21 protein-coding genes and 2 pseudogenes are annotated in these 23023 nt (G+C 30.0%); 21 read left to right on the top strand and 2 right to left on the bottom strand.

What is annotated here, in order from left to right; all coding sequences use genetic code 11:
* Positions 1-49 precede the first annotated feature (49 nt).
* The 5 genes and pseudogenes from G9F72_RS10615 (at position 50) to G9F72_RS10630 (ending at position 2892) form a co-directional block, all read left to right on the top strand.
* Entirely contained in the window at positions 50-1021 is a 972-nt protein-coding gene (locus G9F72_RS10615) for an ADP-ribosylglycohydrolase family protein (protein ID WP_164956390.1), read from the top strand.
* Positions 1022-1215: 194 nt separating this feature from the next.
* On the top strand, positions 1216-1539 hold the full coding sequence (locus tag G9F72_RS10620; protein ID WP_164956391.1) for a hypothetical protein: 324 nt from the start codon (positions 1216-1218) through the stop codon (positions 1537-1539).
* Between the two features lie 24 nt (positions 1540-1563).
* Positions 1564-1659 (top strand): annotated as a pseudogene (locus G9F72_RS27585) (alpha/beta hydrolase); the annotation flags it as partial.
* Between the two features lie 490 nt (positions 1660-2149).
* Complete coding sequence (locus G9F72_RS10625; RefSeq protein ID WP_164956392.1) at positions 2150-2434, top strand: ribosomal protein L7/L12; 285 nt, start codon at positions 2150-2152, stop codon at positions 2432-2434.
* 239 nt (positions 2435-2673) lie between these two features.
* Entirely contained in the window at positions 2674-2892 is a 219-nt protein-coding gene (locus G9F72_RS10630) for a hypothetical protein (RefSeq protein ID WP_164956393.1), read from the top strand.
* A gap of 312 nt (positions 2893-3204) precedes the next feature.
* Here the strand turns inward: G9F72_RS10630 and G9F72_RS10635 are convergent, their stop codons facing one another.
* Positions 3205-3387, bottom strand: coding sequence for a hypothetical protein (locus G9F72_RS10635; RefSeq protein WP_164956394.1), 183 nt, complete (start codon positions 3385-3387; stop codon positions 3205-3207).
* Positions 3388-4018: 631 nt separating this feature from the next.
* Between G9F72_RS10635 and G9F72_RS10640 the strand changes: the two genes are divergently transcribed.
* The 13 genes and pseudogenes from G9F72_RS10640 (at position 4019) to G9F72_RS10700 (ending at position 16333) form a co-directional block, all read left to right on the top strand.
* Positions 4019-4297, top strand: a complete 279-nt coding sequence (locus G9F72_RS10640; protein WP_164956395.1) for a hypothetical protein — start codon at positions 4019-4021, stop codon at positions 4295-4297.
* Positions 4290-4685, top strand: a complete 396-nt coding sequence (locus G9F72_RS10645; RefSeq protein WP_164956396.1) for a DUF6262 family protein — start codon at positions 4290-4292, stop codon at positions 4683-4685. Before G9F72_RS10640 ends, G9F72_RS10645 begins: the two co-directional genes overlap by 8 nt.
* A 246-nt stretch (positions 4686-4931) precedes the next feature.
* A complete protein-coding gene (locus G9F72_RS10650) occupies positions 4932-5324 on the top strand; it encodes a hypothetical protein (RefSeq protein WP_164956397.1) in 393 nt (130 codons plus the stop codon).
* A gap of 243 nt (positions 5325-5567) precedes the next feature.
* Positions 5568-5987 (top strand): hypothetical protein, encoded by a 420-nt coding sequence (locus G9F72_RS10655; RefSeq protein WP_164956398.1) that lies wholly within the window; start codon positions 5568-5570, stop codon positions 5985-5987.
* 564 nt (positions 5988-6551) lie between these two features.
* Positions 6552-7223: a response regulator transcription factor gene (locus tag G9F72_RS10660; RefSeq protein ID WP_164956399.1), complete on the top strand. Its 672-nt coding sequence runs from the start codon at positions 6552-6554 to the stop codon at positions 7221-7223.
* On the top strand, positions 7220-8806 hold the full coding sequence (locus G9F72_RS10665; protein WP_164956400.1) for a sensor histidine kinase: 1587 nt from the start codon (positions 7220-7222) through the stop codon (positions 8804-8806). The genes G9F72_RS10660 and G9F72_RS10665 overlap by 4 nt, the downstream gene beginning before the upstream one ends.
* A 127-nt stretch (positions 8807-8933) precedes the next feature.
* Positions 8934-9833 (top strand): ATP-binding cassette domain-containing protein, encoded by a 900-nt coding sequence (locus tag G9F72_RS10670; RefSeq protein ID WP_164956401.1) that lies wholly within the window; start codon positions 8934-8936, stop codon positions 9831-9833.
* On the top strand, positions 9814-10584 hold the full coding sequence (locus tag G9F72_RS10675) for an ABC transporter permease (RefSeq protein WP_164956402.1): 771 nt from the start codon (positions 9814-9816) through the stop codon (positions 10582-10584). Before G9F72_RS10670 ends, G9F72_RS10675 begins: the two co-directional genes overlap by 20 nt.
* A gap of 840 nt (positions 10585-11424) precedes the next feature.
* Complete coding sequence (locus G9F72_RS10680; RefSeq protein ID WP_224676069.1) at positions 11425-14691, top strand: SNF2 helicase associated domain-containing protein; 3267 nt, start codon at positions 11425-11427, stop codon at positions 14689-14691.
* A 109-nt stretch (positions 14692-14800) separates the two neighbouring features.
* Positions 14801-15592 carry an EFR1 family ferrodoxin gene (locus tag G9F72_RS10685; RefSeq protein WP_164956403.1) on the top strand — a complete coding sequence of 264 codons (792 nt, stop codon included), beginning with the start codon at positions 14801-14803 and terminating at the stop codon, positions 15590-15592.
* A gap of 61 nt (positions 15593-15653) precedes the next feature.
* Positions 15654-15818, top strand: coding sequence for a hypothetical protein (locus tag G9F72_RS10690; RefSeq protein WP_164956404.1), 165 nt, complete (start codon positions 15654-15656; stop codon positions 15816-15818).
* 83 nt (positions 15819-15901) lie between these two features.
* Positions 15902-15958 (top strand): annotated as a pseudogene (locus G9F72_RS27590) (SEC-C metal-binding domain-containing protein); the annotation flags it as partial.
* A 144-nt stretch (positions 15959-16102) separates the two neighbouring features.
* Positions 16103-16333: a hypothetical protein gene (locus tag G9F72_RS10700; protein WP_164956405.1), complete on the top strand. Its 231-nt coding sequence runs from the start codon at positions 16103-16105 to the stop codon at positions 16331-16333.
* 495 nt (positions 16334-16828) lie between these two features.
* Here G9F72_RS10700 and G9F72_RS10705 read toward each other — a convergent pair whose 3' ends face one another.
* Positions 16829-17068 (bottom strand): hypothetical protein, encoded by a 240-nt coding sequence (locus tag G9F72_RS10705; RefSeq protein ID WP_164956406.1) that lies wholly within the window; start codon positions 17066-17068, stop codon positions 16829-16831.
* Positions 17069-17622: 554 nt separating this feature from the next.
* Between G9F72_RS10705 and G9F72_RS10710 the strand changes: the two genes are divergently transcribed.
* Genes G9F72_RS10710 through G9F72_RS10720 form a run of 3 tightly spaced genes read left to right on the top strand, consistent with a single transcriptional unit; the run spans position 17623 to position 22667 of the window.
* Positions 17623-19692 (top strand): hypothetical protein, encoded by a 2070-nt coding sequence (locus G9F72_RS10710; RefSeq protein WP_164956407.1) that lies wholly within the window; start codon positions 17623-17625, stop codon positions 19690-19692.
* Positions 19685-21925: an ATP-dependent helicase gene (locus G9F72_RS10715; RefSeq protein WP_164956408.1), complete on the top strand. Its 2241-nt coding sequence runs from the start codon at positions 19685-19687 to the stop codon at positions 21923-21925. Before G9F72_RS10710 ends, G9F72_RS10715 begins: the two co-directional genes overlap by 8 nt.
* Positions 21912-22667, top strand: a complete 756-nt coding sequence (locus tag G9F72_RS10720; protein ID WP_164956409.1) for a PD-(D/E)XK nuclease family protein — start codon at positions 21912-21914, stop codon at positions 22665-22667. Before G9F72_RS10715 ends, G9F72_RS10720 begins: the two co-directional genes overlap by 14 nt.
* Positions 22668-23023: the final 356 nt, after the last annotated feature.

The raw sequence follows: 23023 nt of genomic DNA on the forward strand, positions 1-23023 counted from the left end.
AAGTTAATTGTTGAATAATGTAAATAAGCTTAATGAAAGGGGAGAGAAAATGGAAAACCTTATATTAAATAGTATAATGGGAGCATGTGTTGCGGACGCTTTAGGTGTGCCAGTTGAATTTGTAAACAGAGAAACCCTTAGAGAAAACCCGGTAATTGATATGCGCTCCTATGGTACTTATAACCAGAAAGCGGGGACATGGTCTGATGATACAAGCATGACATTATGCCTTATAGATAGCCTTTCTAAGGGGCTTGATTACAATGAAATAATGACAAATTTTATGAATTGGATTAACATTGGAGACTACACTCCTTATGGAGAGGTTTTTGATATAGGAAATGCAACAAGAAAAGCATTGATGCGGTTTGAAAGAGGGGTAGCCCCTTTAGATTGTGGTGGCTTGGAGGATAATGATAACGGCAATGGATCACTTATGAGAATTCTGCCTATTTTATTTTATCTTAGGTCTATTTATGGAACAGAAATCACTGATAATGATGAAGCCATGAACATAATTCACAATGTTTCAGCGCTCACGCATGCACATAAACGAAGCTTAATTGCCTGTGGCATTTATATATCTGTTGCCAATATGCTAATAGCAGATATGGATATTTCTATAGCGGTGGAAATGGGTATTGATAGTGCACTAGAATATTACAAGAAACATGATGAGTTTGCAGATGAAGTACGATATTATAAAAGGCTCAATAATAAGACCTTTGCCCAAACTCCTGTTAAAAATATCAAAAGCAGCGGATATGTGGTTGATACACTTGAAGCGGCTATTTGGTGCTTGTTGAATACAAAAGATTACAAGGACTGCGTTCTTTTGGCTGTAAATCTTGGTGAGGATACGGATACTGTTGCAGCAGTTGCGGGAGGGCTAGCTGGGATATATTACGGTTATGATAATATTCCTAAAGAATGGCTTTCTGTTATAGCCAAGAGTGATTACATAGGAAGTCTTTCAAATCAGCTCTATGTAGCTCTGCGTGATGGTTTTAATATAAGGTAGATTTACATGGAAATGGGGAATTCTAATGGAGGTTGTAATAATAAAATCCCTGACTAATAAAAAATTTATAAGCAAAAGGAATGAAAATTAATATGCGCTATCATGGCGAGGATGGACAATGTGACCCATATTTTTATAAAAAAGATTATAAACAAAAAGTTAAAAATTAATAAGTTGATGGGAGAGTAATAAAAATGAGTTTTTTATTTAAAAACAAAAATAATAATAATAATGGAGTAGAAAAAATTGGATTTGAGGAAGTTTCAAATGATGATAAATTGGTTAGAAGGGCAACGAGATTTAGAATATTAAATACAATAATTATATATAATTCAGAAGATGATTTTTACGAGACATTGGCTACCTGCGTTAATGAATATAACGCAATAGAAACAATAAGTATAGAAGCATTCGATATAAGCGAAAATGTTATAGAGCTTAAAGGTGCATACATTGACTATCAAGAGTATGAAGAAGATTCAGAGGTAAACTGTACTGGGAGAATATATTATATATAAATTAGTGCTTAATGGGTCGTTGTAGTCCGAGGTGTTGTAGATGCACTTAAATTAAAGAATTTTACACTAGCAGGACACTCCACAGGAGGATACCTTTTGAATTCAGTGGGCACGCGTCATTCTATGATGAGAAAGAAAGATTTAACAGATAACTTGCTTTATTTATTAAAGGGTAAATGATGGTAATTAAGTAAGAAAAAAAAGGGTAAACACTAGTTATTATAACTAGAGGAGACCACAACTAGATAAGAATGTAAAATAAAAGCTGCGAATTTTAAATTCACAGCTTTTAGTATTAACCTTTTCATATCAATGCTACATATACTGCCATTGCTCACTATTGGGCTTTAAAGCAAAATATAAATGTTCAAAGGCTCTTACTCCCGCACAAAGGCTTGGAATAACAAACAAGAAATTTAAAATTGAGGATATAATTTATTTTGTTTAATCCGAATGGTATCTTTAAGATTAGTAAAGCAATATATATATAATTATACTAAATATTGTAAATTGTATTAATATTGTATATAATTTAATAAGGACACAGTAGTATTTTATTATGAGTTAATTGTTAAGTTGTTTATTATTAAAAATTAGGGGGAAACAACATATGAATGATAATATTATATGGATAATTATAGGAGCATTGTTACTTTCGAGTATATTAACTGGCATTAATCAATTGCGAAATGATATCAAACGCACAAATAAGGTTTTAGAAAAAATTGCTAAACAAATTGGAGTCCCTGAAACATCTGTTGATGATGAAATTAAAAGTCTTGTTATAGATGGTAAAAAAATTAAAGCAATTAAAATGTACAGACAAACTACAGGATTAGGATTAAAAGAAGCTAAGGAACAGATTGATTTATTGAGTGAAAAATTAAAGAATTAGGAAATAAACAATTTTCATTAAGTTTGTAATAAACATGGATTTATGATTATTTCAACCTTGTTAAAAATAACTTATAAATAGAAATGAATTCTTATATGGAACGTATATTTTATTTTCAGCAGATTTTGCTTTGTAACATTCAAAGTTCGTCATAAACAACTGTAAGGCTCCCTACCTACTCGACTAACAATAATTTATAGATATAACGATAAATTAACAAATAAAAAGTGAGGTGTAATATGAAAAACACAAAAACATGTTCTAAATGTAATTCAAAGAATATTATAAGGATACCAGGTAACTTTGGACCATTTGGCTCTGGTAACAATATTACGTGGGGAATTTTAGGCTTTAATGGAGTAAAGGTAACAAGATATCTGTGCTGTGAATGTGGATATTCTGAAGAATGGATTGATAATAAAGAAGATATAGAGAACCTTCAGAAAAAATTTAAATAGAATAAATTATTTCACCATTTTCTTATAGTTTGAATTAATCTGTAAGCAAGGATGTATCTTACAAGAAAAAAATTCTTATTAATCAAATAAAAAATATCCTACATCATAGGAATAGATGTAGGATATTTTTTGCTTTAATTTTCGCTCAAATTAAGTTGATAATATTTGTGTGATTTACTATGGGAAAATTGATTTTGCACCTCAAAAGTGAACCCATTGAGAAAAATGGTTAATTTTTTATTTATTTTTGCTATGTGACAATATTAGCCTAATTTAGCAAAGTTAACATGATAGAATAGGTCAAATGAGGCTTTAAATAATAAAATGCATGATTTTATAGTGAGGTAAATATGGGTAAAAATAAGAACTTGCCATTTGCCACGTGGATGGCACTGGATTTGGATTTGGATTTGGTTTTGGTTTTCCAAGAAAATCCCAAGTATCTGATGTTAAAAATTCTATAAGATTATCAATGACATCTTTAAATGCATGCATAAATGCTCAAATATTAGGTATTTTTACTGAACAATAATTAATTAGAATCTTCTGAAACTCCCACACCTAAAGGAATGGGGTTCTTGCGTACTAAATAACTTCTATATTAACTCGAAAGTTAATATCACTGATTATTTTCCCCAAGAATTTCACTATCAAGCATCACAATTGACGCATTAACGATAGTATATGGCTCATTTCAAAACCTAAGTATATTATATCGTACTAAAATAACCATGTCTAATGGTATATTTTAGTAGGGCTATACATCCCACACCTAAAGAGAGTGGGCTTTCCGCACAAATTCTGTAAAAGTTAATTAGAATTTAATTAACACTTTACTGAAGTATCTAATAATAGGCTGAACTCAGTGTCTTTGCGGAGTTGAGCCTTAGCTAATAACCTTGTTAAATTTAACTAGAATTAGCAAAATCTAAAGCTGATTTACTGATTTATCATAAGCTACTATTTCGCTAACATTTTGAGGTTTGGAACAAGTTAAAAATTATATACGAAGTTTACAAGCACAAATAAAAATACGAAATGAAAGAAAAAAGATAGGATTATTAGTTGATGCTTCTCAAAGTCTACATATGATTTTCAAAGGAAATCCTGGAACAGGAAAACTACTATGGCAAGAATTGTTGCTGATGTATTATATAATTTAGAAATTTTAAGAAGCAGAAAATTAGTAGAAACTGATAGAAGTGGACTTGTAGCGGGTTATGTTGGACAAACAGCCCTAATAACTAAAACTAAGATTGACGAGGCATTAGGTCTATTTATTGATGAAGCATATGCATTAGCTTCTAGAGGAATATATCAAAAAATATATAATACCATAGCCAATGGAAGTATAGTATATGGTAAATTAGAAAGGCTAACAAAACAAGGTGATATAAATGGTTAAATATGACCGTAAACAGCATTTGGAACGGCTTCATGCTGAAAGAAAAGCTAATACTCATAAGAAGTTCGATGAAGCTATACAAAAGCTAATAAAAATCAATAAGACTATAAATTTTAACAGTGTATCACTGGAAGCAGGATTAACAAAAGCAACCTTGTACAATAATGCCGATATTAGAGAAAGAGTTGAAACATTAAGACATCAACAAGCACAAGTACAAGTACATACTCCCGCACAGATTAAAAGAGCAATGGATGAAAATAATAAAGACGCTATAATTGCAAGTCTAAAAAGGAAGATGAAAAAAATGGAAGAAGAAAATAAACAATTAAAAAAACAGGTTAAAATCAGTTATGGAGATATTTATAAAAGTATAGGCTATGTTTAATAAAGATGTTGAAAATGGTTGTATTTTGTAATAAGATACAACTCACTCGGATACAAAATTAAAGGATTTTAAAATTAGGGAAGCAATTTATATATAATTATGTTAAATATTTGAATAATTATATTAATAGGCTCTATAATTGGATAAGGACACTAATAACAAGAGATTAAAATATAAGGAAGTTATAAATTTTATATGGGGGTGTTAATAACGAAAAAGTTATTTTTAATATTAGGAGTTACCTTAGTGTTGATAATGATGTTTGTTGCATGTAAAAAAATTAATGACACAGTTACAATATCTACCGACAAAAATTCATATACTCCTATGATGTCTTATGGAAGTGGAGGAATTAAAATGACACCCAATTTTAATTCTAAGAAAAAATACACTAAGTTGGAGTATCATTGGATTACTGATGAAGGGGAATTCATTAGCGAATTTGCTCATTTGGGTAAAGAGGTGAAAAATCAAGGTGAAACAGTATTATGGAGTGCTATTGTAAATGATAAAGTTGTAGATATAAAAAGTTCTTTTGATATACGATTAGAAGTCATAGATAGTGCGAGTAAAGAAATATTAGCAAATACAAAACTAACTATTACCCCTAATAAAGGCTTTTATGAAGTAAAAAAATAGAATTAGTTAATCTAAATCAATGATAATATTAATTCACATCTTTCTTAAAATATGGATTAAAGGAAGCCATTTTTGGGCTTCCCTTAAAAATTGTCATTTTATCAATATCATTCTTAAACATAGCCAAAGTATATAGTTTCATGTAAAATAATGGTACAATATTTATAATAGTTGCTTCACAATTGTAAGAAAAATTTAACTAAGTAGAAACAACACATTTCATAATGGGGGGGATAACTGCTTATGAAAATAAAAATGTCATCAAATATTTTAATTGTTGCTTTCATATGGATAATAGTTGCAGTAATGTGTATTGTTCAAATTATGATATTGTCTAAAAATCCATCTTTTTTAATAATTGTTGCACCAATAATTATACTAACATTTGCTGGTGCAATAGTTAACAGTATTAACTTCTACATGTTATATAAGGATTTTTTAACCCTTAAAAAGGATAGTATAATTGAAAACTGTGGTTTAATATTTAAGAAAAAAGCATTAAATTTATCTGATATTAAAAATGTAAAATACAATAAAAATAGTATGATTTTTTATATGATGAACGGACGCAAAAAACGTATATCATTATTATTTATAAGTAAAAGTGACGAAATAGTCTTTTATAATTTTCTTACCACCAATTCAATAAACATCGTTACATAAACTCCATATATTTCTACTTAAAAGTTAAAAATAATTTAATTATAAGTTACCGTCAGTAAATAATGAAAGAAAGAATATACTATACATATATAATATATTCTTTCTTTTATTTTTTTTTGGCTATCCATTATCGTTTTTAACTATTAATAATTCACCAATCCATAAAACACTATTTTCGACAGAGGGTTTAGATATATTAACGCTTATAATAGATATACTGATAGTTTATCTTGTACTCCTTTTTTTTAATGTGTATTTGAGTAAGGTGAAGTTGAACAAATACAAGAATAAAACTAAAGACTTTAAATAATATTTGTTTTTATAAAATATAGGAAAATTATAAAAACGTAAATTAAGGGAAGAAATTTGTCTCCCCTTAATTTACGTAATTTTTTCAACACCACTTTTAAACATAGCATAAAAGTAAAGGAAATATGACAGGTAAAATATAGATATAATGATAAAATTTATAGTATAATGAATTGTGAAATAGAGCTAGTTTTATGGTTTTCAAATAAAAATTAACTCATAATTTAAAAAAGATCAAACAAGGAAGAGGATAATATGATAAAAATATTGTTTTTGGAGGATGAGCCCACAATATCTGAGGTAACAACAGAATATATGAAGATGCAGAATTACGAAGTAGTTTGTGCAAGTGATGGAGAAGAGGCATTAAAATTTTTAAAGTGCAATTATTTTGATTTAGCAATACTCGACATAATGGTGCCCAAGATAAGTGGACTAGTTGTTCTTGAGCATATAAAGAAAACAAATCCCAAAATGGCTACAATAATGTTAACAGCTCTTGGAGACGAACAAACGCAGCTAAAAGCATTTAATCTTTATGCTGATGATTATGTACTAAAGCCATTTTCACCCTTGTTACTACTTAAACGTATAGAAACAATATTGCGTAGGACCATGGGTAGCAGCACAAAAATTACCGAAGTAAAAGGCTTATATATAAATGATGAAGCCTATCAAGGCTACTACGACAATGAATCTTTGGAGTTAACATTAAGTGAATTTTTACTTTTACAAACGCTGCACAAAGAACCAAACCGAGTATTTACTCGTGAACAATTAATAATGAAAATTTTTAATGAGGAGTATTTCGGAAGCGATAGAATCATAGATGCACATGTGAAAAATCTGAGAAAAAAGTTACCTAAAAAATATATAAAAACAGTAACCGGTGTAGGTTATAAGTTTGATAAGGAGGGAGATTTTTGAACTTATCAAAGAAGACCTTCGTGTATAGTGCAATTATATCAGGGACTATAGTAACCTTAATGATAGCATATTTTCTATTAATGTTGCCTTCATTATATGTGGATCATATGAAAAAGAGTAATTTTAAAACAATAAAATCCATACAAGAAAACTATATAAATGACGGGAATTATAAAAATATATCCTCAAGTAACCCTGCAGGAACAGCAACCATTAAAATACCGGCTACTGGTAATGCGGTTTTTATCTCAAATAAGTTAATCTCTGTAAAAATAAATATTAATGATAAGGAAATACTAAAGGTTATTGAAAAAGTAAGATACTACGCAGCGCACAGGGAGGAAATAAAAAATATAGATAAAAAGGATTTTGATTTTACAAGTAATACAGTGATTGTTTTTAAAGATAAGTTATTTAAGGATAATTTCCCCCTAACCTTTGAGTTTTTAGAAAATGATTATAAGAATATTTACACGGAAACATCATCGAAGTTTAATGTAGTAAATGATGATACGGTTATTTTTGAATCCAATGTATCTGATGGAAGTAACTATTACACGAACTATATTGCTATAAGTATCCACAAGGACGATACTATCCTATCGGTATTTACAGCAATGACTCCTAAAATAGGCGAGATAAGACCAATAATCATTCAAAGTCTACCGATGATTATTGCCACTGCTCTTTTATTAATATTGGTATCAACTATTTTATTTTCAAGAAAAATAGTGCTTCCAATAGAAAAGCTGGTAAATCATGCTGTGTTTATGAAAGAAAATAGCAATATGGAAATTGAATTAATGAAAATAGAAGGTCAGGATGAAATTGCGGTTTTAGGTGATACCCTAAATGAACTATACCTAAAATTAAATGATAATTTTAAGGAGCTTGAAAAAAAGAATAACTATCTGGCAGAGCAAAATAAAAGGCAAGAGGTATTTCTAAGAGCTTCTTCCCACCAACTAAAAACCCCAGTTGCAGCAGCACTACTTCTGGTGGAGGGTATGATAGATGAAATAGGGAAATACAAAGACGTCAAGGCGCATTTGCCAAAGGTTAAGCTTCAATTAAAGTCTATGAGAAAAATAATAGATGATATTTTGAATCTTAACAATAGCATTGAAGCCATCTATAAGGAAACTATAAATATTAATGAAATAATTGATGAAAGTCTCACCTACCATGAGGTGCAAGTGAAATTAAAGGGGCTAACGGTTAATGTAGAAAAGGAAATTAACTTCACAAATATAAATACAGATAGGAAGCTTATTTTTAAAATAATAGATAACCTAATAAATAACGCTATAACCTATACACCAAAAGAAGGGAATATAAAAATTACATTAACGCAGGGTGCATTAACTATTATTAATTATGGGGCATTTATAGATAGTGAACTATTACCACACATATTTGATCCCTTTGTTTCAAGTAATAATGAAAATAGGGGACATGGATTGGGGCTTTATATTGTAGCTTATTATGCAAGCCTATTAAACTATCAAGTAGAGGTTAAAAATATTGATGCTGGGGTAGAAGTTAGCGTGTTTTTTACAAATACTAAGATTTTAAGAGGATAAATAAGAGGCAGTATTCTTCATATTAATTTATATAATTACCACACCATTCACATACAATCTTCACATGAAATTCATGAGGAGTTGGTATAATTTAACCATAATAAATCTTTAGATGGGGAGAGTAATTATGGTAACTATACAAAATTTAGAAGTGAAATATGGCAAGCAAATTGCATTATCAATAAAATCACCAATAACATTTGAGGCTGGGGATCGCATAGGGATAATTGGCTCCAATGGAGCAGGAAAGTCTACACTAGTTAAATCAATATTAGGACTTACAAATTATAACGGCACCATTCACACGAGTTTAAAGCCAGAAGAAATGTCTGCACACATGCAGGAAAATAATTATGTGGATACCATGGCGGTTAAATATATAATTGAGGCTATTTTGAATACAAAGATAAAAAGCAATAAAGTTTTGCAGGAGCTAATTAGCTTCTTGAATTTTGAGGAATGTCTTAATAAAAAATTTAGTGCATTATCAGGGGGGCAAAAGCAACGTTTAACAATAATATTAGTTTTAATTCAAGATGCACCTTTGGTATTCTTTGATGAAGTTACATCTGGACTAGACTTTGAAACTCGCCAACAATTAATGAATAAAATAACTCAGTGGTATGAGAATAAAGGAGCCACCATTTGCATTGTTTCTCATTATTATGAAGAGCTAGAGAACCTGGCGAGTAAAATACTGATTTTAGACAATGGGAAAGTAGTTGACTTTGGCAGTAAAGAGCAACTCTTTAAGAAATACTGTGGTAAATCAACAATAACCATTGAAAATACTAAAAGAAACGAAGAATTAACGTGGAGCTTCCCTAAAATAATAGCACCTGACCATTTAATAGCTATCTCTTGTACAAGTGATAATAAGGAATTAGAAATAATAAAGGTATTAATAGATGAGGATATAAACTTTAAAAGAAGCAATAGTGATATTGAAATAATGTCTATTAATGCTAAAGCAAGGTACAAGGTCGAACTTGCGGGAGGGGCTAGTGATGAATACAAAGCTATTTAATTTGGGACTCGTAAAATATGAATTTAGAAATTTAATGGGGAATATATTTACAATGATTTTTGGAGTGTTTTTTCCAATAGGGATTACAATATTCTTTGGAAAAGCAATGGTAGGTAAAGTGCCAGGAGATATGAAAGATATTTTTATAACAGGTATATATATCACTAATAGCGTAATTATTCCATTAGCATCTATTCTTATAGGGTATTCTGCTGTATTTTCACAGGAGCTGGAAAAAAATATACCATTACGTTTACGTTTGTTTGGCTATAGTCAGAAAACTGTATTGATTTCTAAAATATGTGCTAATTTGATTTTTATAACCCTATCATTGGTTGTTTACACTGTAGTAGTTTGTTCTGTGTTAAAAGTGCAGGTGCCATCTTTAAGCTCAGCACTTATTTTAATAGTTTCTTTATATTTATTAGCTACCTTTTTGTTTATATTAGCGCATGGAATATCACTATTTTTCAAAAAGTTTGGGCCAACCTTTGCCATAACTATGATGTTATATTTTGCAATAATGGTTTTAAGTGGAATGTTTGGTGTGCAGACAAAAGATCTTCCTGAATCAATAAAGGCTGTGGCATATGCATTTCCAACCACCTATATTAGTGGAGAATTCATAGATTTTTGGCAAGGTGGTAGCTATAACTTTGTGCCATATATTCAGTCCTTTATATTCTTTGCAGCAGTTTCATGTATTATATTATTTATGGCAATACACCATGATAGCAGAAGAATAAATTAGCACAGGCATTTAGTGTTTATCCATTATATTTTTTGCCTCGTGCCACGTGGTTGAACCCTAAAGGATCATTATAAAAGCTATTAAAATGTAAAAACATTTTGATAGCTTTTTTCATTTAAAAAATTTTACAAGGCGAGGTTTATTCTTGAAAGCTTTGAGAAGGAGGGCTTCTGTTTTGATATGAGACTTATGGGCATACCTTCGAAAATATCTTAAGAACGACAATGAAGTTTATTTCAAAAATATAATAATTTAATTGTCTCTTGCAATGAAAAGAATAGTTGTGGCAGCGTAAAACAAAATAAATATTCTGAGGAATTTATTAATCCAGTAATTGAAAATCCAAAAGATTTTCTTACCTATAACCTAGCCAGTGGAGAAATTATTCCAATACATAAAGATATAGAGGATATAAGAAACAAGAGAGCATCATGCACTATTGAACTTCTAAATCTTAATAATTATGTTCTAAAAGATGCAAGGAAGAACTTGATACAGATTTTAGAGGTGTACAGAGAGAATTTTGAAGAAATTACAACTTATCTACAATACTTTTTAGATGATGGTCATAACTTTCCAAGTTTAATAAGGTTCTACATGGAAGGATAAGGTTAAAGAGGAATTTATAAAAAAATTAGAAGATGTTCATAAAAGCTATTAAAATGTAAAAACATTTTGATGGCTTTTTATTTAAAAATTTTTACAAGGCAAATTTTTATCTTTGGCGCCCTATTCATTATTTTTATTGCTACTTTTATTTCTTTGATGGTTGTAAATTATTGAGGTATAATAATATTAATTATGATGAACTCGTAAATAAAATTAACGGAGGAACAAATTGTGAGAATAGCGGAAACGCAGATAAGAGAATGGGCAGATGATATTACTTTTAAAAGAGCAATGCAATATTATGAGGGCGGTTATGTTGAACCGCTAGAAATAAAAGAAAGTACAATGCAAGGCAAAAAAGATATTAAACAATTGAGTATTTCCACCAATGTAATTTCCTTCAACGGGTTTAATAGCAACTCCGTTCATATTAACTGGGATAATAAGTCCAATCAGGTACAGATAAGGTGCAATTGCGAGGAATATCAAGAAGCAGTAGATAATGGAGGTCAGGTTCTTTGTAAACATATAGCAGCGGTGCTTTTAAAATATAGTAAAGATTATCAAGATGATTTAAGTGCAGCTTCAAAAAAATCTGATATTGACTTATTACTTGAAGAGCTTAAAGAAGTTGCGCAGATTAGTGATGATTATAAAAGAGAACTTAATTTAGAGATTAAGTTTTTTGATGATTCATTATCTCCAAAGCCTTATGTCGAACTTAAACTAGGACTTGAAAAGAATTATGTTATAAAAAATATGAGAAATTTTCTAAGTTCATTAATGGAAGAGGAAGTTGTTGAGTTTGGAAAGGGTTTTACATATGATCCAAATTTACATAAATTTAATGCAGTTGACGCGCAAATAATGGAAATGTTCATGGAAATAAGAGATATAGAGGGAGACCGTACTAGTTCCTATGACTATTATAACTCATATAATAATTCAATGTTTACAGGGAAAAAGCTTTTCTTAACAGATAAGGTATTATATAAATTCTTTAGATTAGCAAAAGAAAGAACAATTGATGCGGTGGTTAATAATAAGGAATACAGGGCTACCGATATAATAGAAGGTACCATGCCTCTAAAGTTTAAAATGGGTATGAAAAATGAAGCTATAGAACTAGAGCAATTAGGTGATCTACCAAAACCCTTAGATAAGTCTTATAAAGTATTTTGGTATAAGGACAACGTATACCTTCCTCCAAGGGATCAGTGCTCTAAGTATGTTCCTATCTACAAATTAATTTTAAGCAAAAAAGGCCAAAAGGTAGTTTTCAGTAAGAAGGAAGGGGAAAAGATAGCCTCTTATCTTTTACCTAAGCTTAAAAGCGTGGCAGAGGAGGTTGCTTTTGACAAAAATATTAATGAGAATTTTTACGAAGCACCACTTGTTATTAAGGTTTACCTAGATAAAAAAGATGAGATTATAACGGCTTCAATAAAGTTTAACTATGGCGAAATAGATATAAGTCCACTAGAAAAAAAGGAGAGTCAAAAGACTGAAAAAATACTGATTCGAGATATCAAAAAAGAAGAAAACTGCCAGCGCATACTGAAAAGTTTTGGGTTTGAAGAAGAGCAGAGCTTTTATGTGATGAAAAATGAAAAGAATATGGTGAGCTTTCTTACGGATGGAATGAATAAGCTGCAGGAATTTTCCGAAGTATATTATTCAGAAAGCTTTAAAAATATTAAGGTTTATGGAAAGTCAAACTTAAAAGGTGGAATAAAGCTCAATGAGGATAATTTATTAGAATTTTCTTTTGAACTTGAAGGGGTGAGTAGAGAGGAACTTAAAGATATCTTCAGTGCTTTGAGAGAGAAGAAAAAATATCACAGACTTAAAGAAGGGGGCTTTGTATCTCTTGAAGATAAGGCTATAGAAGACCTTGGTGAGATGATTGACTTCTTAGGCATAAAAGATAAGGATTTAAGCAAAGAAAAGATACTAATTTCCAAATATAATGCCCTATATCTTGATCAAAAGATAAGGGATAAAGAAATGGATTATTTAAAGAGGAGTAAGAATTTTAGAGAACTTACCAATAATGTACGTGATGTAAAAGATATGGATTATGTAGTTCCAGAATCACTGGATAGCATTATGCGTAACTATCAGAAAATAGGTTTTAAATGGTTTAAAACCTTAGCTGAGTACGGATTTGGCGGTATACTTGCAGACGAAATGGGACTTGGTAAAACACTAGAGGCTATAGCCTTTCTACTTTCAGAAAAAGGGGGTAAGCCCTCAGTAGTTATAGCCCCTACTTCACTGGTATATAATTGGCAGAGTGAGATAGAAAAATTTGCCCCGGAACTTAATGCAGTGGTAATATCCGGTTCTAAGAAACAACGAGAAGAACTGATGAATGAGATAAAAAATTGTGATGTGGTGATTACTTCCTATCCCCTTATAAGGCGAGATATAGAAGAATATAAGGAGATCAGTTTTAATTACTGCATTTTAGATGAAGCACAACAAATAAAAAATCCCCTTTCTATAAATGCTACTTCTGTAAAAGAGATTAAGGCAAAGGGGTATTTTGCACTTACGGGTACACCAATTGAAAACTCTTTAACGGAACTTTGGTCCATTTTTGATTTTATTATGCCAGGTTATTTGCTTACCCATGCTAAATTTACAAAATTATATGAATCGCCAATTATAAAAAATAACGATAAAACTGCATTAATGGAATTAAACAGGCACATAAAGCCCTTTATTTTAAGAAGATTTAAAAAAGATGTTATTAAAGAATTGCCTCCTAAAATAGAACATAAGCTGGTGGTGGATATGACAGAGCAGCAAAAAAAGCTTTATGCTTCATATCTTGATAAAGCTAAGAATGACATTGATGAAGAAATAAGAGAGAATGGTTTTAGTAAGAGTAAGATAAAAATACTCTCTATTTTAACAAGACTCAGACAAATATGCTGTGATCCATCTGTATTCATAGAAGATTATGTAGGTGATAATGGCAAAATGGAAGCCTTAGATGAGATTTTAGAAGATAGCGTAGGGCAAGGGCATAGGATACTATTATTTTCACAATTTACTTCTGTGCTTAAAAATATAAGAACTAGATTTGATAAAAAGAATATAAAATATATGTATTTGGATGGAAACACTAAAAGTGAACATAGAATGGAACTGGTTAAGGAATTTAATGAGGGGGATGCAGATGTATTCTTAATCTCTTTAAAAGCTGGAGGAACGGGACTTAATTTAACCGGAGCAGACATTGTAATACACTTTGACCCATGGTGGAACCCAGCTGTGCAAGATCAAGCCACGGATAGAGCACACAGAATTGGGCAGCACAAAACCGTAGAAGTGATAAAGCTTCTTGCAAAAGGTACCATTGAAGAAAAAATATATAATCTACAGCAAAAGAAGAGAGAAATGATTAAAAATGTAATGGACGAGAATACCAATGAGGAAAACATCATAACACAAATGACACAAGAGGATTTGGAGAGTTTGTTTGTATAGTGCTGAGGAGTATTTTGATAGCTTTTTATTTAAAATCTTCCACTAGCAAAAGGCAGCACCAATGAGAACTTTTTAGGTTTACTAATATGAATTTGAAAGGATGATAATTATGATATTTTATTTTTCAGGAACGGGAAACTCTCTTTATGTAGCTAAAAGTATAGCTCAGAATAATAGTGAAAAATTAGTTTCAATATCCGCTACCTTAAACAGAGGTAATGAGTATTATGAATACCTCTTGAAAGCAGATGAAATAATCGGCTTTGTATTTCCGGTATATGCATGGGGGCCTCCCAAAATGGTGGTTGAATTTATTGAAAAACTTAAGATTAGTAATTACCACAGTAACTACATCTTCTCTGTTGTAACTTGTGGAGATAATATCGGGAATACCATGAAAGTTATGGGTGATTGCTTGAAGAAAAAGGGTATAAGTTTTAACAGTGGATTTTCTATAAAAATGCCAAATAACTATATAATAATGGGTAATGTAGACACCAAAGAGATAGAAAAAGAAAAACTATCCAGGGCAGATGAAACCCTAAAAGATATCAATATTACTATTAAGCAAAGAACAACAAATATATTTAAGTTGGAAAAAGGCATTCTTCCCTGGTTATTAACCGGGGTTATAAACCCTTTGTTTAATAAAAATGCCGTTAATACTACAAAGTTTTATGCTAATGATAATTGTACTGGCTGTGGTATTTGTGAAAAAGTTTGTAACTGTAATAATATTAAAGTGAGTGAGAAGGTACAGTGGGGTAAAAAATGTACCCAGTGCTTGGCGTGTATCCATTATTGTCCCGTAAAAGCAATTCAATATGGAAGTGGCACTGAAAAAAAGGGGAGATACACCAATCCAAATATAAGTATTGATGAGATTTCTAAAGAAAGATAAAGATCGCAGTGACAATAAGCTTTGTTTTAGACTATGCGAATCTTAGAAATGGGGAGAAAATATGGAAAGTGAAAACAATAGAATATATGATATTTTTTTAAATTGTTCTTATAGTCAATTAAAGACTTTATTTAAGAAGGCAAAGAGCAAAGAAGAGCAGGATTTTTATATTATGTTATCTAATATGGTTCTACAAAGAGAACAAGAAAAGGTATTAGGTAGATAATTATGCCAACGTACACTATATTTGCAAGCGTTATGGATTATTTTGATGGGTGTAAGTAATTGAGGTATAATGATATAAGGTAAAACGAGTTATGTTCTTGCGGTAGTGGTAAAATATACAAAAAATGCTGTAGGAAGTGAAAAAAGCAAATGAAAATCACAAATATAGAGATTTTATTAAATATAAAGGATTGAAATGACAATAATAAAGAATAGTTTTGAAAAAAGTCTTTTAAGTAGAATTACTAAAGAAATATATATAAAAATTATAAAAAGGTAGTGAATATGGTGAATGGATTAATTATACAAATAAGTGTTGTTTTTGTAGCATTAATTGTATATAAAACAGCTAAGACTAAGAAAACAAAATATCTCTTGACTGCCTCAATTAGTATTTTATATGGAGTAATGCTATTTTTTATTGGTATAAGTATATCAACTGTTTTATTTTATGTGCTTGCTACAATACCGATTATTGTTTTTGTAGTTAACGTAGCAAAGCAGAAATATAGATAGAAGGGTATAATTTAAGTAAACAATTGTAGATTACTGGTCTGATACTCTCACGCCTTAAGGCATGGGAGTATCAGAAGTATGAAAATTCTCTAAATCTTAAATTTTATAACTTAGTTTATAATGATTTCGGATTTATATGACTAATGCGTAAAACCTCTATCCATTTAGGAGGGGGGCACCAAATATTACTAGTGACTTTTTTGATGGTACAATCTTTCGGTAATTTATCGTCCCTTAAGCCTTTAATTCAGCAAAACTAAAGTTCTAGAATTAAATTGCATTTTAAATAATGAAATATAAAAATTTTCCTAAGCGAAGATGCATATAATTATAGTTTTGTTATTTTTTATATCAAAAGGCAAATTTTCACCTTTCGTGAATGATACCATATAAATATAATCACAAAAAATAAAAACTTGCCACTTGCCACGTGGGTGGCACCAGTATATCTTGAAAGTTATTTTTAAAAATAAAATAACCAAGGATTCACCCTGGTTATTTAACGGATTTCAATTTTGCTATGTCATTCCAATTACTACTTGTTATAATTTCAACGTTGCTTATATCTTTCCTAATTGCCTCAACATTGCCCTTGATATGAGAAATATCATTGGTCATATTGTCGTGTTCTGCCTTATTTATCTCTGCTGAGTGCTCAAGAGCTTTAACTATTTGATATGTTTCATTTTGCCTAATTTCTAACCTCTTTAATATTTCTAATATTTCTTTATCCATTTATTTCACCGCCTGTTATTAGTATAATATTATATATCAGAAGTATAACTCATTATATTTATATATATATATTTTATTTTTTCAATTATTTTATCACTCCTCAAGTATATCAAATTTTTGACTGAAATCATATGATATAATAATATTATTTCCAATATAAGAACATATATTCGCATATCCAATAGATATTGTGAATTGGGATTTAATTTTCCTAAGTTTAAATGATTGTAGATACATTTGTGGAAATTATAAATATTAGTGCTGTATTAATATCTTAAAGGTATTTTGGCCAATATGTCTAATATAGAAATTCAATGGTATTTTGAAAAAATATAAAAAAATATCGATTTGAAATTTTGTGTTATGAACCCAAATCATGCGGATTTGATAAAATGGGTAAATCACATTACATTTCTTATAAGAATCGGGAGCCCGCAATTGATGATGGAAATCTAGATGGGATTTATACTGAAGGTAGAGAGGAAGATGATTAAGAATAAGAACTTGCCACTTGCCACGTGGGTGGCACCAAAATAATACATGGAGTTGAAATTATGAACTATACGCAGGCCTACAATGAATTGGAAGAAAATAAATTCGCTCAGAAATGTATCTTAGTTAAAGGAAATTCTGCAAGTGGTAAAACAACCCTTGCAACCACTAAATACAGGGAGCTGATAGAAAATAAAAACATTAAAAGTTCAAATATATTGTGTTTATTTATGAATAGGTATCAAAATATTACATGGTCAAAAGATATGATTTTTAATACTGCTTCTGAAATTAGAAAAAGTTCCTATTATGGATTTATAAGGAGGGAGCTATCTCTCTATTGGCCTTATGTAGTAGAAAATTGCACGGAAATAAAAATTAATATATTAAAGCCTGAGTTCGCATCTTTTGATGCTACAAATTATGCTATGAAAGCTCTAGTTACACATTTCAAAAATTCTAAGGGATACTTTCAAGATATAACGTCAACGTCTTCAAAAATAGCATCAGATTTAATTTCTAATATTAATAATGCTGCACTATCATTAGTGCCTTTTGAGGAAATAGGAACTAGGCTTTATAATTCATTAGAGGTGAATGATTTTTTAGTTAAAGAAACATATAATCAATTGGACGAGGTAACTGGGTATTATATCTCAAAATTATTACGTAATGGTGTTGTAGATTATGGTCTATCTTTTTATTTATATAATAATTATTTACTTCATGATTCAAGATATACTAGTCTAAATAATATAAAATATCTTATAGTAGATGATATAGATGAGGCTTCACCTGCAGAGCAAGAATTAGTATTTAAGATTATTAATAAGGTGGATATGTCATACTTGTTTTATAATCCGAGTGGTGGTCTGTGTAGTTATTATGGAGCTAATACTGATTACTTTAAGAGCAAATTAAACACTGAATATCACGAGATTACCTTAGATAATCATTTTTGCTGCAATGATGATTTTATTAAACTTGCTAGTGTAATAGATAACAGGGCGCACACTTCTTATAGGGAAGATAAAATAAATGAAGATGTCCCTGCCTTTATTGATATGTCATCACAACTAAGACCTCAGATGGTCCAGAAAATAATACTAAAAATTGAAGAATTATTAAATCAGGGATTTATGCCAAAGGACATAGCAATAATATGTCCATTTAATGATTTCATTCTTTCATATGAACTTCACAAAAAAGCAGTGGAATTAAATATATCGGTAATGGAGAACTCAAGTAAGAACAGATTTATAGACAATGAATATTTACACCCTTTAATAGTGCTCGCAGTATTATGCAATGATTATAAAAGCATAAGGTTAACAAAGGAAGATTATAAAAACTTTTTTTCTTTTATGTTAAGGCTAGATGCTACGCGGAGTTCTCTGCTTTATCCTTTTGCGCGAGAAGGTGGGTTGCAAGATCTTAGTCTCGATATTGAAGATAGAGTAGGAAGCGTAGCAGTTGGTAAATATAATGAGTTAAAAGAGTGGATAGAAAATTATAAAGTTGATTTAAAGGACCACAAGAGATCTCTTGGCGAATTTTTCAGAAATGCATTTTCAGAGGTACTTATAATTCTTCCAAAAGTTGAAGAACATATAGAGGACTATATAGGGTTATATGAAAGCTGCGAAGGTTTCATAAATACTTTAGATAAATTAGAATTTAAAGGGCAATGTTCAGAGGAGAGATTTATAGAATTTATTCGAGGTGAGGGAAGTGGATTTTATTCTATGAATGAGTTGCAGGAAATGTTATTACAAGATAATTGTATAGTTTTAACATCTCCTTATACATATTTGACCTCTAATTTAAGCAGTAAGGTTCAGATATGGACAGATATCAGCAGTAATATGTGGTCTCCAAGAAATGTGGGCGAATTATCAAATGCTCATGTATTAAAGAGTAATTGGAATATTGATGATATGTATACCGAAAAGGAAGAAAATAAAAATGCTTATGGAATTCTAATGTCTGTTATTAATTGCTTATTAAGAAAATGCAGAGGTGAATTATACATATATGGTAGTGAATATTCTTTAAGTGGATTTGAGCAGGAAAGTAAATTTGCAGATATGCTTATAGAAATATTAAGTGAAAGAGGTGAAACTATTGACTAAGGAGATGAATGATGAAGATATTAGTAATGAAGTTAAAGAAATAATTTATAGAGAGGACCAATTGCCTATAATGAAGTATCGAGGAGGAACTATGGCGGTCCCAGCAGTTCCAGGAGCGGGAAAGACCTTTATAATATGTAATCTAGTATGTGAGATTATAGTGGATAAGGTCCATAAACCTGGCAAAATACTTATAGTTACACTTATGAATAGTGCAGTTAACAATTTTAAACATAGAATCTCAATGGTGTTACAAAATAAAGGAATAAACGCAAGCAACGATTATGAAGTTATGACTATCCATAGTTTAGCACTAAAAATATTAAAAGATAGACCAGATGTAATGGGGGTCAATGCGGAATTTGAAATATTGGATGATGTTAATAAAAGTTTATATTTAAATAAATGTATATCAATGTGGCGAAGGAAGGGCGGAGAAGCTTCATTTAAGAGTATGATATCGGATAAAGCCTTAAATAATTACGCAGGCAAACAAGATAATTGGTGGAATGATTTTTTTATAACAGCGGATACGATTATTGGTGAATTAAAGATAAATGACATTTCTCCTGAAAAATTAAAAGAGGATATAAAGTCATTAGATCAAAATAATATCTTAGTACATATATCTGAAATTTATGATGCTTACACCAAAATCTTAAAAAGTGAGGGTTATATAGATTACAATGATTTGTTAATTCTTGCGTATAAACTTTTAAAAACTGATGTTGCTGTTAGAGAAAAGCTGCAAAAGAAATATACCTTTGTGTTTGAAGATGAATGTCAAGACTCTAACTTAATTCAAGGAAAAATACTAAGCTTAATTTCAGGCAAAAGTGGCAATTTAGTAAGAGTTGGTGATGTTAATCAAAGCATAACAGGAACATTTACAGCCTCTGATCCTAAATTTTTCAGGGAATTTTGTGGTAAGGCAAACAATGCCTTCGAAATGTTCATGGCAGGGCGTAGTACAAATAATATCATTAATTTAGCGAATGAACTAGTTAAGTATACAAACAATCAACATGAAGAAGAAAAGTGTAGAAGTGCATTAGTAAATCAAAACATTAAAAGTCTGAATGAGAAAGCAAAAGTAAGCCAAGATAACTATGGCATAAGCACTATGATATGTAATTCAAGAGAAGAAGAAACTAAAAAAGCAGTTGGCGTGGCTATGAAATTTAAAGAAAAATTCCCCAGTAAAACCTGCGCAATATTAGTTCCTTTTAATAAGCAAGTTAGAGAAATAGCAGATAATCTTAGATCTTATAATGTTGAATGTGATGAATTATCAAATAAATCAGATAAAAGAATTAAAGTTGTAAGCACACTAGGATATATACTTCAATTTATTTCAAGTCCACAAGATAGTGTTATATTTAAAGATTTAATTAAAAATGTGTTTTGCCAGGAGAATAATGAAGAAAGTGAAAAGTTGCTTAGTTTTATTTGCAGTTATGATGTTGAAAAGCTTATATACCCCAGTGGTGGTAAGATAAATGAACAGGATATTCCAGGGGGAATATTAGACTCCAAGGTGTATAAACAATTTATAAGTTCATTGGATTTAATTAGAACAATATTTGAATATCCTCAGACACATTTTGATAGCCTAATTTTATATATTAGTGATGTTCTAAATTTTAGTCTTGAAAGCAGAGCAATGGCAGAGGCTGTTTCCTCTTATATTAGATTTGGTTCTAAAGATAATAGTGAATTTTCATTAGGTTATGTTGCAGAGCAATTATTAGATGGAAAGAATAGTATACTAGATCATATTTCAGGCATAATATACGACCTAGAAGGATATGAACCATCTCCTGATAGAATAACGGTATCTACCTGCCATAAAGCCAAAGGGCTGGAATGGGATTGTGTATTAATATTAAATAATACATCCTATCAATACCCTTATATGACAACGGATAAATTTAAAGACTATTACTATCTAAAAGATGAATTTAAAAATCCAGTAGTTCTTTGCAGGTCTGAAATAGCTAAAATTTTAGGAAACAATATTTGCGAAGATCCATTAAAAGAAGCTAAGATACAAATAATAAATGAAAAAATAAGGCTTTTATATGTTGGGATAACCAGGGCAAAAGAATATTTGATTTTAATGGCAACCCAGTGTAATGAAGGTAAATGGAATGAAGATAAACCATCAAAGTATTTTTATGTTCTTCAAGATTACATAAATGCTCAAAGGGGTGCTTTAAATGATAGACATTAGAAAATTAAATCATGTCTACTATAGTCAAAATCTTTTAAATACTTTTGATAAATGTCCTTATAAATTTAAACTGAAATATTTGGATAATATCAGATGGAAAAAAGATTCAATAAGTGATGAGGATTATTATGAGAATATGGACATGGGACTGGATTTTCATCTTATAGCTCAAAGATATTTTTCAAATATTCCTGTGGTTATAAATGATAGCAATACTAAATTGCTGGACTTTACAAAGTCACTTCGAGAAAAATTTACTATTTTAGATGAAAACATATATTTGCCGGAATATGAAATTAGAATGAGAAAAGATAATATTAGGCTCCAAGCAAAGTATGATTTAATAATTATTAAGCCAAATAACAAAATAGAAATATGGGACTGGAAAACGGAGAATAGGAAATTAAATTATAATGAAGTAATTAAGAGAATGCAGGCTATTGTTTATATGTATATATTAGGTGAAAGGTCTTTAGAAATATTTAATAAAGATATACCCTTTGAAAATATAAGTATGAAATTTTGGCAACCACAGTATAAAGAGGATATCATCACCATTAATTATTCAGAGAGTATTCATAGAATTCATGAGAAGAAAATTGTGGAGTTAATACTTAGGTTGGATAATTATGATTTTAGTTTAGATTTTAATATTGAACTATATAGGAAGCAATGCAAGTATTGTGAATTCGCTTGCGATAGCCATGTATGTGATGCATTTGTGTTAGCTAACATAAAATAGAATCTAGGAGGCAACACAATGAATAAATTATTAAACAGCTATGAATTTTCTCATAGCTGTTTAATTTGTTTTCCTATAAGTATTTTTCTATATCAGCAACTGGATTTTATGGAGTTAAGTTCTAGTTAAGAATGTTGTCATTGGGCTTCTCAAATTCTTTTGTTTTATTTTTATTAATCATATTTATAATCTGTTTAATATCTAAATTTGTAACCATCAACCCAATTATTATAACTAAATTTTCATAATTTAGTTTTGAATTCAATGGTATAATTAGGTAAAGATAATGAGGGATTAAAAAAGTATTGTATTACATTTGTAAAAAATTCCGAAGGAAAGTAGTAACTAAACTTGTT

This window comes from Clostridium estertheticum (assembly GCF_011065935.2).
Lineage (GTDB): Bacteria > Bacillota > Clostridia > Clostridiales > Clostridiaceae > Clostridium_AD > Clostridium_AD estertheticum_A.

Bases quoted from the DNA above. Each gene is read 5' to 3' on its own strand.
- G9F72_RS10615 (WP_164956390.1), top strand. From the start codon at position 50: ATGGAAAACCTTATATTAAATAGTATAATGGGAGCATGTGTTGCGGAC.
- G9F72_RS10620 (WP_164956391.1), top strand. From the start codon at position 1,216: ATGAGTTTTTTATTTAAAAACAAAAATAATAATAATAATGGAGTAGAA.
- G9F72_RS10625 (WP_164956392.1), top strand. From the start codon at position 2,150: ATGAATGATAATATTATATGGATAATTATAGGAGCATTGTTACTTTCG.
- G9F72_RS10630 (WP_164956393.1), top strand. From the start codon at position 2,674: ATGAAAAACACAAAAACATGTTCTAAATGTAATTCAAAGAATATTATA.
- G9F72_RS10635 (WP_164956394.1), bottom strand. From the start codon at position 3,387: ATGCATGCATTTAAAGATGTCATTGATAATCTTATAGAATTTTTAACA.
- G9F72_RS10640 (WP_164956395.1), top strand. From the start codon at position 4,019: ATGGCAAGAATTGTTGCTGATGTATTATATAATTTAGAAATTTTAAGA.
- G9F72_RS10645 (WP_164956396.1), top strand. From the start codon at position 4,290: ATGGTTAAATATGACCGTAAACAGCATTTGGAACGGCTTCATGCTGAA.
- G9F72_RS10655 (WP_164956398.1), top strand. From the start codon at position 5,568: ATGAAAATAAAAATGTCATCAAATATTTTAATTGTTGCTTTCATATGG.
- G9F72_RS10660 (WP_164956399.1), top strand. From the start codon at position 6,552: ATGATAAAAATATTGTTTTTGGAGGATGAGCCCACAATATCTGAGGTA.
- G9F72_RS10670 (WP_164956401.1), top strand. From the start codon at position 8,934: ATGGTAACTATACAAAATTTAGAAGTGAAATATGGCAAGCAAATTGCA.
- G9F72_RS10675 (WP_164956402.1), top strand. From the start codon at position 9,814: ATGAATACAAAGCTATTTAATTTGGGACTCGTAAAATATGAATTTAGA.
- G9F72_RS10685 (WP_164956403.1), top strand. From the start codon at position 14,801: ATGATATTTTATTTTTCAGGAACGGGAAACTCTCTTTATGTAGCTAAA.
- G9F72_RS10690 (WP_164956404.1), top strand. From the start codon at position 15,654: ATGGAAAGTGAAAACAATAGAATATATGATATTTTTTTAAATTGTTCT.
- G9F72_RS10700 (WP_164956405.1), top strand. From the start codon at position 16,103: ATGGTGAATGGATTAATTATACAAATAAGTGTTGTTTTTGTAGCATTA.
- G9F72_RS10705 (WP_164956406.1), bottom strand. From the start codon at position 17,068: ATGGATAAAGAAATATTAGAAATATTAAAGAGGTTAGAAATTAGGCAA.
- G9F72_RS10710 (WP_164956407.1), top strand. From the start codon at position 17,623: ATGAACTATACGCAGGCCTACAATGAATTGGAAGAAAATAAATTCGCT.
- G9F72_RS10720 (WP_164956409.1), top strand. From the start codon at position 21,912: ATGATAGACATTAGAAAATTAAATCATGTCTACTATAGTCAAAATCTT.